Source organism: Delftia sp. NA_296.1, from assembly GCF_052692095.1.
In genome coordinates this window covers 11539-26528 of record NZ_JBQZGF010000003.1, presented here as the reverse complement: position 1 = coordinate 26528, position 14990 = coordinate 11539, and the positions used below count along the sequence as shown (strand labels likewise).

General features: G+C 68.9%; 12 protein-coding genes. 3 read left to right on the top strand and 9 right to left on the bottom strand.

Going from position 1 to position 14990, the window contains the following annotated elements; all coding sequences use genetic code 11:
- Window positions 1-19 precede the first annotated feature (19 nt).
- Genes ACUTR7_RS07885 through ACUTR7_RS07875 form a run of 3 tightly spaced genes read left to right on the top strand, consistent with a single transcriptional unit; the run spans window position 20 to window position 2208 of the window.
- Window positions 20-718, top strand: a complete 699-nt coding sequence (locus tag ACUTR7_RS07885) for a hypothetical protein (RefSeq protein WP_445608530.1) — start codon at window positions 20-22, stop codon at window positions 716-718.
- Window positions 719-755: 37 nt separating this feature from the next.
- Window positions 756-1499, top strand: a complete 744-nt coding sequence (locus ACUTR7_RS07880; protein ID WP_445608529.1) for a hypothetical protein — start codon at window positions 756-758, stop codon at window positions 1497-1499.
- A 28-nt stretch (window positions 1500-1527) separates the two neighbouring features.
- Window positions 1528-2208 carry a hypothetical protein gene (locus ACUTR7_RS07875; protein WP_445608528.1) on the top strand — a complete coding sequence of 227 codons (681 nt, stop codon included), beginning with the start codon at window positions 1528-1530 and terminating at the stop codon, window positions 2206-2208.
- Window positions 2209-2247: 39 nt separating this feature from the next.
- Here the strand turns inward: ACUTR7_RS07875 and ACUTR7_RS07870 are convergent, their stop codons facing one another.
- From ACUTR7_RS07870 to ACUTR7_RS07830, 9 genes are all read right to left on the bottom strand, one after another.
- Entirely contained in the window at window positions 2248-3426 is a 1179-nt protein-coding gene (locus tag ACUTR7_RS07870) for a DUF4272 domain-containing protein (RefSeq protein ID WP_445608527.1), read from the bottom strand.
- Window positions 3427-3510: 84 nt separating this feature from the next.
- Complete coding sequence (locus tag ACUTR7_RS07865; protein ID WP_071954838.1) at window positions 3511-5043, bottom strand: sigma-54 interaction domain-containing protein; 1533 nt, start codon at window positions 5041-5043, stop codon at window positions 3511-3513.
- Between the two features lie 71 nt (window positions 5044-5114).
- Window positions 5115-5435: an ArsR/SmtB family transcription factor gene (locus tag ACUTR7_RS07860; RefSeq protein ID WP_013803351.1), complete on the bottom strand. Its 321-nt coding sequence runs from the start codon at window positions 5433-5435 to the stop codon at window positions 5115-5117.
- 153 nt (window positions 5436-5588) lie between these two features.
- Complete coding sequence (locus tag ACUTR7_RS07855; protein WP_445608526.1) at window positions 5589-8111, bottom strand: TonB-dependent receptor; 2523 nt, start codon at window positions 8109-8111, stop codon at window positions 5589-5591.
- A gap of 86 nt (window positions 8112-8197) precedes the next feature.
- Window positions 8198-9202: a siderophore ABC transporter substrate-binding protein gene (locus tag ACUTR7_RS07850; RefSeq protein ID WP_198041298.1), complete on the bottom strand. Its 1005-nt coding sequence runs from the start codon at window positions 9200-9202 to the stop codon at window positions 8198-8200.
- 100 nt (window positions 9203-9302) lie between these two features.
- A complete protein-coding gene (locus ACUTR7_RS07845) occupies window positions 9303-10265 on the bottom strand; it encodes an iron chelate uptake ABC transporter family permease subunit (protein WP_445608525.1) in 963 nt (320 codons plus the stop codon).
- Entirely contained in the window at window positions 10265-11269 is a 1005-nt protein-coding gene (locus ACUTR7_RS07840; protein ID WP_318246471.1) for an ABC transporter permease, read from the bottom strand. Before ACUTR7_RS07840 ends, ACUTR7_RS07845 begins: the two co-directional genes overlap by 1 nt.
- On the bottom strand, window positions 11266-13065 hold the full coding sequence (locus ACUTR7_RS07835) for an ABC transporter ATP-binding protein (RefSeq protein WP_445608524.1): 1800 nt from the start codon (window positions 13063-13065) through the stop codon (window positions 11266-11268). Before ACUTR7_RS07835 ends, ACUTR7_RS07840 begins: the two co-directional genes overlap by 4 nt.
- Window positions 13059-14873 carry an ABC transporter ATP-binding protein gene (locus ACUTR7_RS07830; RefSeq protein WP_445608523.1) on the bottom strand — a complete coding sequence of 605 codons (1815 nt, stop codon included), beginning with the start codon at window positions 14871-14873 and terminating at the stop codon, window positions 13059-13061. Before ACUTR7_RS07830 ends, ACUTR7_RS07835 begins: the two co-directional genes overlap by 7 nt.
- Between the last annotated feature and the right edge of the window lie 117 nt (window positions 14874-14990).

The window sequence follows — 14990 nt, the reverse complement described above, 5'->3', positions numbered from 1 at the left end:
CACCACGACAAGGTCCCACATGGCTGAGACCACGCACCTCACCCACCGCTTCACCCGAGGGCTTCGCTTTGACGGACTGTGGACCTACTCGGCGCTCACGCCTTCAGGCCGAGCCTATTGGGCACGGCTGCCGGCAACCCGGGCAGGCGGCATGGCTGCAGCAGATCCACAGCGGGCCTGGTGGTGCGTGCGCCAATGCGTTGCAGTGCTCAATCGCAGGCCCTGGCGTTCCGCGCATCTGCCCTCGGGCCTGCCTGCGCAGCCGGAATGTGGCGATGTGGCGCTGGCCCTGGGCGCAATGCTTGCGGACTGGAACGTGAAGGTGCTGGATGACCCCTCGACACAGGCGCCGCTGCTGCGCAGCACCGATGCGCTGCTTGCCGGTGGCTGCTCTTTGCTGCAACTGCAGACCGAGGATTCGAGCGATGGCGTGCAAGCCGTTTTCTGGGCCTGGGTGATCGGCGTGGAAATGCACGAGAGATTCCAGCGTGCCAAGCGCATTTCAGCCTTTGACATGCCCGGGCGCCCTGGCGCGCTGCTGATCTGGCCCTTCGGCTCGCCCCTGGCATGGAACCACGCCTTGAGGGTGACGGTGGATGGCGAGGGGCTGTGTGATGTGGATGGCCTGGATGCGCGCGCAAGCCGGTACCGCTGCACGGCGGCCATCACGCTGGAGCCACTGAGCAACGACATTGCCATCAACGGCGGCTTCTCCTGACCGGCTTTTCCTGACCGGCTTTTCCTGACCCGAAGAAATGCAGAACTCCAATCTCACGCCAGAGCAGTACGAGCGGGAAATACCGCTGGAGCCAAGTAGTCCCGGTCAACGCCTCATCAGCGGCCTGCTCTTTGATGGTCACTGGCAATACAGAAGGCGTGCGGAAGCCGGCAAGACCAGTTGGACACAACTGCCGATGGCCTCCGACCTTGCTGGCCCGGCCGACCCTTATGGCACCTGGTGGTGCGTTCGCCGGTGCGCCGTGGTTCTGGAGCAGCACCACTGGTTGTTCCTGCGGCTGCCCGTTCACCTGCCCCCGCTTCCCGGCGTGGAGGAGCTGGCGCAGATCCTTGATGTGCTGCTGCCCGATTGGGACGTGCAGGCACCTGCGGAATGCGCCCGGACGCCGTTGCTGTGCGCCCAGGCAATCGAGCAGGGAGGCAGTGCCTTGCTGATGCTGGAGTCACCGGAATGCAAAGGGCCCAAGCCGGGCATTTTCTGGGCCTGGGTGGTGGGGTACGAGCCGGAGCTGCCGTTGTCGTGCACCGACGATTGCGTTGCGTCCGACACGTTGCCGTCACTAGGTACGCAGGCCATGGCGCCTCCCAAGGCTTTGCTTGCCCTGCCCTTTGGCTCGACCCTGCCCTGGTCCAGCGGGTACGCCACCCGGATCCAGGTGCAAGCCGACGGGACCTGCCTCCTGCATGATGCGGGCGGCCCCTGGCACCCATGCCAGTGGCTTGGCACGGTCACGCTTGCAGCCAGGCCCGCACCGGCCTGACGGTGGTGGATCTGCAGCCGCAATGCACATGCCCAGGTCTCCCATTCGTACCTTCATGCCCGGCCTGCGCTTCGATACGCAATGGCGCTACGAGGTGGGTACGCAGACGCGCAAGACGCGCTGGGCCACACTGCCCACGGTTCCCGATGCCCAGTGCCTGCCCGATCCGCTGGGCGCCTGGTGGTGTGCACGGCGATGCGCTGCCGTGCTGCGGCAACGGGCATGGCTGCAGGTGCAATTGCCGCTGCAGTTGACGCCACAGCCCGGCCCGCAAGAGCTGGCGCAGGTTCTGGCTTTGCTGCTGCCCGGCTGGAAAGCGCAGCTTGAGAATTTCCCCGCCCTCGCTCCGCTGCGTTGTGCCCAAGCCATGCAGCGGGGCGGCAGCGCCATGCTGCTGCTGGAAATGCCAGGTCACAGATTTCGCCACCCCGCGCTCTTCTGGACCTGGGTGATCGGCATGGAGCGATCACCGCTGCGCCTGCGCTCTGCAAAAAATCTCACGCGCCTCGAACCCCATCCACCAGCGCAGCCGCTGCCCGAAACCTTGCTGGCCATGCCCGCCCGCCGCTCAAGGCCCGGCGCCAACCGCCACGTCACCCGCATCCAGATGGACGCCGCCGGGCGCTGCATCTCGGATGACGCCGCCTGGCCATTGGATGGATGCAGGTGGCTGGCGTGCATCACGCTGGAGCAGTTGGGCGGGGGTTGAGCTGTGGCCGCGGCAGCCAGGCGCCCTGCGCAGCACGCCTCAGGTCGGCGTATCCACGTCATCCCAGTCATTGCCTTCGAAGCGCACCAGCCAGTTCAGCGCATGGTGGCGTTCCATGAGCACGTCGGCGCTCAGCCCGGCGGGCGCGGGCTGCTGTTGCACCTGGGCCTGGCGCACGATCCAGTGCAGGCGGTAGTGCTGGTCCAGGGCGTCGAGGATTTCGCTGTCGGGCCGCATGCGTGCGGCATGCAGGGCGCCCTTTAGGTCGCCCGCCTGCAGCAGGGTGCGCGAGGTAAGCGGCACGTCGCAGATGGCGTCGGGGAACGGCAGCGTATCGACCAGGCCCAGCGCCCATTCCAGCAAGTACGCGGCTTCGTAGCGCCAGCCGAACTTGGCGATGGCCTCTTCGGAGGGCTGGGCAGTGGCCATGAATTCGCGCTCGTTGGGGGTGAGCGCGGCCTGGGCGGCCGGCAGGCGTTGGAACAGCTGCTCGGGCGTGAGCGGTTCGCCACTGTTCAGTGTTTCGTTCAGTGCTTCGTTCAGTGATTCGGCGCGCACGGCCACGGCCAGCAGGGCAAAGGCACGGGCGGCGATCTCATCAGGTGCGCGCATGCGCAGTTCGGGCTCGGAGATCAGCGGCGGCAGGCTGGCCGCTGGCGTGAAGCCGCGCTGCGCCAGCGCCTGCTCGCTGCGCTGCTTGCGCTGCCAGGCCTGCTGCGGATAGGGCAGCGCAGCCTGGTCATCAGGCTCGGCGCCGTTGGCATCCAGCAGGATGCGGCCTTGCGGATCGCGAATGCTGCCGTCCGTCAGAAAGGCGATGGCGTTGGCGCGCTGCGCCCAGCCGGCAAAGGCATCGAGCTGGGCCGGCGCAATGCCCAGGCTCAGGTGCTGCTGCACGCGCTGGATGTGGCGCATGGCGTGGTAGCGGTTGCGCGTCATCTGCCCATCGCCGCGCCCCAGCACATAGCCGACAAAGCCGGAAAGATGGGGCGCCAGCTCAGGGTCCGCAAGATCGCGGCGCCCGGCCAGCGTGTGCGCAAAGTCAAGCGCGGGAAGGTCCCAGACGGTGCAGTAGGCGTTGATGAGTACTTCGTCTTCTGCGGCATCCGACTGGGTTTCGTGCGGCTGGTACTGGGTTTGCTGGCGTTCCTGTTGGCGAGCGGGCTCGGGGGCGGGCTTGCTGAATGCGGTCTTGAGGCGGGTGAGGAGGTTTTTCATGTTCACGGGCTTGGTTCCGGGATTGGGAGCGGGAGGAATCACCCCGCCTCTTGGCCACAGTACGGCCTGCAGGCGGCGGGTGACTCAGCCCTGCAGCTCCAGCACCGCCATCCGGTCATACAGCGTGGCCCGCGAGATGCCCAGCTGGCGCGCCGTGGCCAGTTTGTTGCCGCTGTTGGCGGCCAGGGTGGCGGTGATGGCCTTGCGTTCCAGCTCGGCCACCTGCTGGGCCAGGGGGCGCAGCAGGTCGGTGTCGGCGGGGCTGTTGTGGGCAGGGGACGGGGCGGGTGCAGTCTCGGGGCCCGGCGCGGGGGCGGCGGGTTCCACGCCGGATGAGCGCAGCACTTCGCGCAGTTGCTCTGCGTTGATGGCGGTGTCTTCGCTGCGCATGGCGGCCTGCTCCAGCACGTTGCGCAGCTCGCGGATGTTGCCGCGCCAGGTCTGGCCGGCCAGCAGGGCCAGGGCGTCGGGCAGCAGTTCGGGCGGGGGCATGTCGTTGCGCAGGGCCAGTTCTTCGGAGAGGACTTCGACCAGGGCCGGGATGTCGCGCCTGCGTTCGCGCAGCGGCGGCACGCGGATGGGCAGCACGTGCAGGCGGTAGAAAAGGTCTTCCCTGAAGCGGCCGTCGCGCACCATCTGCGGCAGGTCGCGCGAGGTGGCGGCGACCACGCGCACGTCAAAGCGCACGAGCTGGTTGGAGCCCAGCGGTTCGATCTCGCCCTCCTGCAGCGCGCGCAGCAGCTTGGCCTGCAGGTTCAGGGGCATGTCGCCGATTTCGTCGAGGAACAGCGTGCCGCCGTCGGCCAGCCTGAATTTGCCGTCGCGCGGCTTGCGGTCGGCGCCGGTGTAGGCGCCGGGGGCAACGCCGAAGAATTCGGCCTCCAGCAAGGCATCCGGCACGGCGGCGATGTTGACGGTGACGAAGGGGCCGCCGGTGCGGGCCGATGCCGCGTGGATGGCATGGGCCAGCAGTTCCTTGCCGGTGCCGGTTTCGCCCAGCAGCAGCACGGGGCTGAGCGACTGGGCCGCGCGGCGCGCCTGGCGCTTGACCTCCACGGCCGCCGGGCTGCTGCCTACAAAGCTGGCAAAGCTGTACTTGGCGCGGCGCTCGCCCTGCACGGCCACGCGCAGGCTGCGGTTGCGCTGGGCGGCCAGCTCGCGCCGGGCCTCGTCCAGGTCGCGCTGCAGAACGGCGAACTTGCTGATGAGGGGCTGCAGCGTGGTCTCCGGCTGGTCGAAGAGCACGATGCCGATGGCACCGATGACCGCGCCCGCATCGTCCTTGAGCGGGATGCGGCTGACCACGAAGGTGCCGGCGCGGTTGGTGAGCAGGTCGATGAGTACGGGCTCGCCGGTTTCCAGCACGCGGCGCATGCGGGTGTTGGGGATGACGTCCTCGACCATGTGGCCCAGGAAGTCGTCCACCGAGGCCACGCCCAGGTCGGGCAGGAAGCGCTGGTAGCCCTCGTTGACCCAGACGATGCGCCCTGCCCTGTCGGCCAGGAACATGCCCTGGCTCATGGTGGAGAACAGCTGGAACATGGAGCGCGCTGCCAGCGCGAGGATGCCGTCGGCATCGAGCGGCAGGGGCTGGACCAGGGTGGGTGTGGGCGGCATGGATGGCATCCTAGCCGAGTCGCCTTGGGTCCCCTTGAGATCCCTTTTTGCCGCCTGCGGGTCTGCCGCGCTCAGCCCTGCGCGATGGCGACCTGGGCGCAGATGGCGCGGCACATCTGCGCCGCCTGCGCGTTGGCGATGAAGTAGTAGATGCTGACGCCTTCGCGACGCCGGCCCAGCACGCCGGCCTGGTACAGCGTGTTCAGGTGCTGGGACATGTTGGGCTGCGTGGTGGTGATGTCGGCGAGCAGTTCGGTCACGTTCTTCTCGCCATGGCACAACACGCTGATGATCTTCAGGCGCACGGGCGCCGCCATGGCACGGAACAGCTCCGCAGCGCTCTCGAACACGCTGTCGTCGCTCAGGTCCATGCTGTCATTGCGGCTGTCCATAGGCGTCTGTCATCCTGGTAATGGAGGGTGGGCGGGTGAGCGGGCCGGCATGCTCGCCGCCCCATCGGGCTAGTTTATAGCCCGCAGGGCGGCAGCGCAGGCTCGGCCCGGCTCGGGTTCGGCTTGATCTACGGCAAGGCGCCGTGTCATCGCTCAGAAATCAACCGTGGCCGACAGCATGAAAGTGCGCGGTGCGCCCAGACCCAGGCTGGTCCACAGCGGCGTGGCCCAGTAGGCCTTGTTGGCCACGTTGGTGATGCTGCCGCGCAGCGTGAGCGGGTGGCCGGCCGCCGTGGTCACATAGCGCGCGCCAACGTCGAACACGGTGCGGCCCGGCACGGACAGCGAGTTGTCGGCATTGATGTACTGCCTGGATGCCGTGGTGGCATTGGCCGTCAGCGTCAGGCCCTGCAGGGCAGGCACGTCCCACTCCACGCCCAGCTTGCCCTGCAGCCTGGGCACGCCCGCCGCCAGCTTGCCCTGGTTCACGCCGCCTGCCGTGCGGGTGAGCTTGGGCTGTACGTAGGCAATGCCGCCCATCAGGCGCACGCCCGTGGCCACGTTGCCGAAGAAGCCCCATTCCACGCCCCGGTTGCGTTGCTCGCCGCCGAAGGAGAAGACGTTGGAGACAGGATCGGTGTAGCCGTTGGGGCGCTGGATCTCGTAGAGGCTGAAGGTGTGGGCGAAGTCGCCCAGGTCCAGCTTCAGGCCCAGCTCCTTTTGCCGGGACTTGTAGGGAGCGAACACTTCGCCCGCGTTGGCCGCCGTCATGGGTGCGGTGGCGCCCTGGCTCAGGCCTTCGATGTAGTTGGCGTAGACAGAGACACGCTCGCTGGCCTTCACCAGCAGCGCGGCGGCCGGCGTGGTGGCGCCCTGGTCATAGCGCGAGGTGCGCGCGCCCGTGGCCACGTTGAAGGTGTCGCTGAGCACCTGCTGGCGGCGCAGGCCCAGGGTGAGCTGCACGCGGTCCTGCGCAAAAGACAGGGTGTCGGCCACGCCGATGCTGGTCAGCCGCAGTTCGGTGCGCGAGATCGGGGGCGCGTTGAAGCTGGTGGCCGGGCCCCAGATGGGGTTGTAGATGTTGGTGATCCAGTCCTGGGCCAGCACGTTGCGGCGGCCGAACTGCTTGTCGGTATGCGTGTAGTAGGTGGCGTTGAGCGCCCACTGGTGGCCCACGCCGGCCGTCTGGAACTTGCCCTTGAGGCCGGCCTCGGCCGACTTCTTGTCCATCTCGAATCCCAGGTCGGCCAGGTTGGTGCGGTAGTCGCCGGCCGTGTTGAAGACCTGGATCAGGTAGGCGCCCGTGGAGCGGTACCGGGTCTTGCTGGTGCCCACGGCGGCATAGGCGGTGACGCGGTCGCCCAGGTCAAGCTCGCCGCGCACCATGGCGCCCTTGTCCTTGGTGTCGTAGAAGGCCCAGCTCGGGTTGAGCAGGGTGTCGGCCTTGGGCGGCCTGGGCACGGGCAGGCCTGCGGCCAGGTTGATGCCGCGGTTCAGGCCGTCGGTACGGTCATCGCTGCTGTACAGGTCGGCCGACAGGCGGGCACGGTCGCCGCGCCAGTCCAGGCCCAGCGAAGCCAGCCGGGTTTCCTTTTCCTGGTGGTTCACGGCGCCGTCGCCGTCGCGCAGCACGCCGTTGAAGCGGATGCCGAACTGCTTGCGCTCGCCAAAGCGGCGGCCCAGGTCGACGTGGGCGCCCAGTTGCGCATCGGACATGAAGGAGGTGGTCAGCCGCGTGAGCGGCTCATCGCCCGCGCGCTTGGGCACGAGGTTGACCGTGCCGCCCACCGAGCCGCCGGGCGGCATGCCGTTGAGCAGGGCCGATGGGCCCTTGAGCACGTCCACGCGCTCGAACATTTCTGGCGATGCGCGGTAGAACGGCGCCACGCCGAACAACCCGCCAAAGGTGACATCGCCGATGCTGGAGCTGAAGCCGCGAATGGAATAGTTCTCGCTGATGATGCCGGTCATGCCCGTGCTGAACACGGTGGGGTCGGCGGCGGAGATCACGTCGGTGATGTCGCGGGCCTGGCGGTCGGCGATGAATTTCTCGGTGTAGCTGATGGTGTTGAAGGGCGTCTCCATGAAGTCCTTGTCGCCCAGCAGGCCCATGCGGCCGCCTGTGGATACCTGGCCGCCGGCATAGGCTTCGGGCGCCTGCTGAGCCTGTGCGCGCACGGTGACGGCGGGCAGGAGCACGCCGCCCTCCACGGGCGCTGCGGCGTTGCGGTCACGGCCCAGGGTGTAGCTGCCGTTGGCTTCGCGCAGCGCGCGCAGGCCCTGGCCGCGCAGCAGCTCGGCAAAGCCTTCGGCCACGCTGTAGCTGCCCGACAGGCCTGAGCTGCTGCGGCCTTGCAGCAGGCTGGAATCCACCGTCAGTTCCACGCCGGCCGCTGCGGCAAAGGCGTTGAGCGCCTGGCCCAGCGGACCGGCGGGGATGTTGAAGGCGCGGCGGACCTCGCCGGGTGCCGCCCCGGAGGCTGCTCCAGATGCGGCCCCCTGGGCAGCCGCCTGCGCCAGCGCGGACGGCATGGCCACGGCCAGGCCGCCCAGTGCCAGGCCCGCCATGCAGAGCATTTGCACGGCGATGGCCGTGTGCCTGGAGGCAAAGGCCGGGTGCGGCAGGGCGCGCGATGCGCCGTTCTGTGCGGGGCGGGATGGATGGCGTAGTGCCATGCGGGACTCCTTTCGGTTCGGGTAGGCGTTGGGTGTTTCACCTTGTCTTCCGAATGAGAAAGCCAAACCCTCAATCGAGAATGCGATCAATTTGCAACCGCAGTTGCCACCGGGCCCGCGCCCGCTGCCGGCGCATCGCCGTAGCCCTTGAGCACGTCATCGACCATGAGCTTCACCGAGGTCACGCTGGCCGCCGTGACGTACCAGGCCTCTGAATCGACGAAGACCACGCGGTTGTTCTTCCAGGCGCTGGTCTGGCGCAGCAGCGGGTTGTCCATGCCTGCGGCGTCCATGCCGGGGCGGCGCTGCATGATGGCCGTGCGGTCGATCACGTAGAGGATGTCCGGGTTGGCCTGCTGGATGAATTCGCTGGAGATGGGCTGGCCGTGCAGGTCGGCCTCGGCCGCCGTGCTGGCGGGCCTGACGCCCAGCGCGTTGAAGACAAAGCCGTAGCGCGACTGCGGCCCGAACGAGGTGAAGGCGCCGTTGTTGTGCATGACGATGAGGGCCGTCTCCTTGCGCCCTTCGGTGGCGCGCCGGGCCTGGGCCACCTTGTCGTCCATCTCGGCCGCCTTGGCGCGCGCCAGGTCCTGCTTGCCGAAGATGCGGCCCAGGGTCAGCAGGTGATCGCGCACGGTGTCCAGGTGCCGGGTGCCGCTGTTCCTGAAGTCCACGTCGAAATGCACGGTGGGCGCAAAGCCCGAAAGCTCCTGGTAGGCGCTGGCCTGGATAGGCGAGATCAGTACCAGGTCGGGCTTGAGCGCATGCACGCGCTCCAGGTTGGGCTGGACGATGGAGCCCAGGTCCTGCACGTTGGCATCGTCCTTGTACCGGGCCAGGAAGTGGGGCACGAAGTCCTTGGGCATGCCGGCAATGGGCACGCCGAGCTGGTCGAGGAAGTCGGCCTCGTTCATGTCCAGCGCGGCCACGCGCTGCGGCGGGCGCTCCACCACCGTCGTGCCCAGCTGGTGCTGCACCGTGACGGGCTTGAACTCGCCGGCGCCCGCCGCCTGCGGCGCTGCGGCCTGGGTCGACGGGTTGGCGGGCCGGTCGCAGGCCGACAGGGCCAGGGCAGCAGCCAGGGCCAACATGGGAGCGTGATGGGGAACGCGGAACAGACGGGTCACGGGCTTTCTCTCCTGAAAAATGGGATGCATTGCGTTGGGTGTTTTTGGGAGGCCGGGGGCCGGCTCAGGCCCGGCCGCGCCCGCGCACCATGAGCGCGAGGAAGTAGCTGCCGCACACCAGGTTGACGAGGATGCCCACCGAGGTGCGGTAGTTGAAGACATGCTCCACCGCCAGCTGCGCCGCGAGGAAGATGGACACGGCCACGGCACAGCCCAGCGGCAGCGTGACGCGGTGGCGCGCCGTGCCCGCCAGCGCATAGCTGATGTGGGCCACGAAGATGCCCATGAAGGCCGTGGGCCCCAGCAGGCTGGTGGACACCGCCACCAGCGCGGCAATCAGCGCCAGCTGCAGGCGCAGCTGGCGCTGGTAGTGCACGCCCAGCGAGATGGCCTGCTCGCGCCCCAGGGCCAGCACATCCAGCACGGGCAGGCTGCGCCGCACGATCACGCAGGCCAAGGCCACGATCAGCGCCGACCACAGCAGCTGCGCGGGCCGGGCGCGGTTGAACGAGGTGTAGCTGTAGCCCTGCAGCACAGAGAACTCTCCGGGGCTGATGCGCAGCTGCACGAACTGCGTGAAGGTGCCTATCACCATGCCCAGCACCAGGCCCAGCAGCAGCAGGAAGTACACGTTGTCCCGGCCCCCACCCAGCAGCCAGCGGTGCAGCGCCCAGGAGTAGCCCAGCATGCAGGCCACCGACAGCCAGAAGTTGCCGCTGGGGCCCAGCACCACCAGGCTTTGCACGCCCATGGCCAGCACCAGCAGCGCCTGCAGCAGCAGGTAGACCGCCTCGTAACCCATGATGGCGGGGGTGAGGATGCGGTTGCCCGCAAGTGTCTGGAAGACGATGGACGACAGCGCAATGCAGATGCCGCCGATGACGATGGCCGACAGCCGCGTCAGCCGCCGTGCAATGACGTAGCCGAAGTCCAGCCCCGAGCCCAGCAGCACGAAGCAGGCCGCCAGCGCGACGGCAACCACGGCAGCCGCAATCCATGCAGTTGTCTGAGGCAAGGCCTTGCGCATCACGGCCTCCTGCGCAGGATGAGCACGAGGAACAGCACGCCGCCCACGCTACCCGCCGTCAGGCCGATCGGCACCTCGAAGGGGTGCATGATCAGCCGGCCCACGATGTCGCAGGCCAGCAGCAGCGAGGCGCCGCTGAGCGCGACGATGGGCAGGGTGCGGCCCAGGTTCTCGCCGCAGCGCATGGCCACCAGGTTGGGAATGACCAGGCCCACGAAGGGAATGGCGCCCACGGTGATGACCGTGGCCGAGACGGTGACGGCCACCAGCACCAGGCCCAGTGTGGCCAGGGCCGGATAGCTCAGGCCCAGGCTGGTGGCCATGCCCTCGCCCATGCCCAGCACGGTGAAACGGTGCGCAAACGCATAGGTCAGCACCACGATGGGCACGATGAGGTAGATGATTTCGTAGTGCCCCTGCACGATGCGCGAGAAGTCGCCCAGCAGCCAGCCCTGCATGCTTTGCAGCAGGTTGTGGCGAAAGGCCCAGAACTCGGCGATGGCGCTGAGCACGCTGCCGTACATCAGGCCCACCACGGGCACCAGCACCAGGTTGCGCAGGCGCATGCGGCGGATGATGGCCACGTACAGCAGGCTGGCGCCCAGGCAGAACACCAGCGCGAACACCATGCGCCAGGCCACGCCCCACGCGCCCGAGGTGAAGGCCGAGGCGGGCGCCACCGTCAGCGACACCAGAATGCCCAGCTTGGCCGCATCCAGCCCGCCGCAGGTAGCAGGCTCCACAAAGCGGTTCTGCACGATCTGCTGCAGCACCACGCCGCACACCGACAGACCTACGCCCGTGAGTACCAGCGCTGCCAGGCGCGGCAGGCGGCTGGCCGTAAGGGTGAGCCAGGCATCGCCCGACAGCGACAGCAGCTGCCCCCAGTCCACCTGCCGCGCGCCGATGAGCACGGACGCGCAGCACAGCGCGGCAAAGGGCAGCAGCCACGGCGCCAGGCGCGGGGCCTGCGTCCCTGTCTTTGGCTTCGCAAGCTCGCTCAACGGAGGTCCTCGCCCGTGCCTGTGGCCGTTCCCGTGCGCGTTCCCGCAATGCGCCAGCCCTTGGCGGCGCGCCGCCGCGCCAGAAAGCGCGCATACAGGCCTTGCGCCTGCGCCAGCTGCTGCGGCGTACCCTGCTCGCTCACGCAGCCCTGGTCCAGCACGATGATCTGGTCGGCCATGGCCACGGTGGACAGTTGGTGGGCAATCACGATCAGCGTGCGCCGGCCGCGCAGCCGCGCCAGCGCCTGGGCGATGGCCGCCTGGTTCTCGGCATCCAGCGCGGCCGTGGCCTCATCGATCAGCAAAATGGGCGCATCCTTGATGAGCGCGCGGGCAATGGCGATGCGCTGGCGCTCGCCGCCCGACAGGCGCGCCCCGCCCTCGCCCACCGGCGTGTCCAGGCCCTGCGGCAGGCGCTCGATGATCTCGGCCACGCCGGCCTGGCGCGCGGCCTCCATCACATCGGCATCGCTGGCCTGCGGGCGGCCCATGCGGATGTTGTCGGCAATGGAGCCCTGAAAAAGGTAGCTGTCCTGAAAGATCTGGCTGATCTGCCCGGCCAGCCGCTCGCCCGCGATCTGGCGCACATCCATGCCGCCCACCAGCACGCTGCCCTGCTGCACATCGAAAAAGCGCGCGATCAGCCGCAGCACGGACGACTTGCCCGAGCCGGAGGCGCCCACCAGCGCCGTCATCGAGCCCGGCTCCACACGCAGGCTCAGGCCGCGCAGCACCTCGGGCTGGCCCGGCGCGTAGCGGAACACCACATCGCGCAGTTCCACCGAGGCATCGCGCGGCGCGTGGGGTATGGCAGGCTCGGGCAGCGGCTGGACCGCGAGGATGTCGCTCACGGCATCGAGCTGCACGCGCGCAGCGCGCAGCGAGTCGGCGTAGCCGGCCACCTCCAGCAGCGGATCGACATGGCGGCAGGCCAGCAGCAGGGCCACGATCACCGGGATGGTGGCTTCCATTCCCATGCCCTGTGCTGCAACGCCGCCCAGGCGCTCGTCCAACCACAGCGCGCCGGCCACCAGCAGGGCTGCAAACACGGCCTGCACGGCCCAGCCATTGAGCACGCCCGACAGCGCCGCCAGGCGGATGGATTGCGCGCCCGATGCGCGCTGCCGGCCCAGGGCCTGCTCCAGCCAGCGCGTGCCGCCGCCTTCGCCATTGAAGGCGCGCAACACCGACTGCGCCTGCGCAAACTCCACCATGCGCTGGCTGGCGCCGGCCATGCTGCGCTGCAGGCGCTCGTCGGCACGGCGGCCCAGGTGCGCGGTGACCAGCAGCACGCCTGCCAGCAGCGGCAGCGCCAGCAGTGCAATCAGGCCCATGCGCCAGTCCATGGCAAACAGCGCAGCCACCACGGCAACGGGCGCCACGGCGCCGCTGAACACGGGGGTGAACACATGGGCCGGCAGCTGGGCCACTTCCATCATTCCCTGCGAGACCACGTGGTTGAGCCGGGCCGTGTTCTCGGGGGTGAACCATCCCACGGGCAGGCGGGCCACATGGTCGCCAAGCCGGTGGCGCGCCACGCGCAGCACGGCGGCGCCCAGGCCCAGGCCGGCTTTTTCCACCTGGCGCTGCCAGGTCCAGCACAGCACCACGCCCGCCAGCAGCACGGCCAGCCAGGCCGCGGCGCCGCGCACATCGCCTGCCAGCAGGCGCGACAGCACGGGCACAAGAGCGGTGACGACCAGGCCGCTGAGCAGGCCATGCAGCACGGCCATCCAGGCATAGCGGCGGAAAAGCCGGGCATCGTCGCCCAGCAGTTGCATCAGGGCCTTCAGCATGGGGGCAGCTCCGGGGCCAGGGCGGGGGAGGAAGGCTGGGCTTGCGTGGGCGGTGGTGCATACCCGCCCAGCGCCCACAGCCGCGCGTAGCGTCCGCCCAGCGCCAGCAGCTCGGCATGGCGGCCGCGCTCGCGGATGGCTCCGCCCTCCACCACCAGGATCTGGTCCGCATGCATGACGGTGTCCAGCCGGTGGGCGATGACCAGCAGGGTGCGTCCGGCGGCCAGGCGCGACAGGGCTTCCTGGATGGCGGCCTCGCTCTCGGCATCGGCAGCGGCCGTGGGCTCGTCCAGCACCAGCACGGGCGCATCCAGCAGCACGGCGCGCGCAATGCTCACGCGCTGCTGCTCGCCGCCGGACAACTGGGCGTCTTCGCCGATCACGGAGTCATAGCCGCGCGGCAGCGCCACGATGCGTTCATGGATGTGGGCGGCGCGCGCCGCCTCTTCCACCTCCTGCGCGCTGGCCGAGGGCCGGCCCAGCGCGATGTTCTCGCGCACGCTGGCGTGCACCAGGCGCACGTCCTGCAGCACAAAGGCCAGGTGGCGGTACAGCTGCCGGGTCTCGATCTGCCGCAGGTCCACCCCGCCCAGCGTGATGCGCCCTTCGTTCGGGTCGAAGAAACGCAGCAACAGCCGGGCGAGCGTGGACTTGCCCGCGCCCGAGGCTCCGACCACGGCGGTCACCGTGCCGGGCCTGAGCGTGAAATCCATGCCCTTGAGCACGTCATGCCCCGCCTCGTAGGCATGGCCAACGCCTTCGAAGCGGACTTCGCAGCCTTGGGGCAGCCTGCATTGATCGGCGGCCGGTTGCTCCAGCACGGGCGTGCGCAGCAGCGCCTGCACGCGCTGGGCGGCGCCCGTGGCGTGGTTGAGCGCATGCAGGTTGAAGCTGAGCAGCTGCAGCGGCGCGCTGATGCCCGGCGCCACCAGGGCAAAGGGCAGCACGTCCACGGGCGCCATCCAGTCCAGGGCCGTGAACAGCGTGCCGAAGGCCAGCACCACGCCCAGCACGGCCACGGGCGCGATCAACGCATTGGCATTGGCGCGCGCCGACACCAGCGGGCGCGCAAAGCCGAGGAAGGCGTCGGTAAAGCCATCGACGGCCTCGCGGTAGCTGCCATGTGCGCGCCCGCTGGCACCAAAGGCCTTGACCACGGGAATGCCGTTTACGAACTCCACCACGGCGTTGTTGATGCGCGCCAGCCCCGCGCCAAAGGCCGGCATGTGGGCGCCGCTGGCCTGCATGGCATGGCGCATCACCAGAAAGAAGATGCCGAACGGCAGGGCCGAGACCAGGGCCATGCGCCAGTCCATGGCCACCAGGTAGACCGTAGAAGCGGCCACCGTGCCCGCGCCGCGCCCCACCGTGGTGTAGAAGTGCGCAGTCAGTTCGTGCAGGGTGGCCACGTCGTCCTGCATGGCCTGCTTGACCTGGCCCGAGGCCCGCTCGGTAAACCAGCCCAGCGGCACGCGCGCCAGCCGCTGCATGGCCGACAGGCGCAGCCCGTGGGTGAGGCGGTTGTCGGCCAGATGGGCAACCAGCTCGCCCGCCGACACCAGGGCCATACCCGCGAACAGGCAGACAAGGCACAGCGCGATGACGCGCCAGGCATCGGCCGCCACCATGCCGCCATCGGCCAGCGCCAGCCGCGCGATGTGGGCAATGCCCGCCAGCGGCGCCAGCGCCAGCACGGCGCCCGCAAACGACAGCAGCGCGGCAAGAACAAGCTGCGCGCGGATGGGCTGCAGCGTCTGCGCAATGGGGCCGAGGCCGGCCTGGGGGTCATCGGCATCGGTGGAGTGCATGGGATTTCCTGGAAGGCATGGCGGGACAGAAAACAAGGGCTCTTGCCTGTCTTCCGAACGAGAACGCCAAACCCTCAATCCGCAGGGGCAGGAAGTTGAATCAGCCGGTAACGGGTT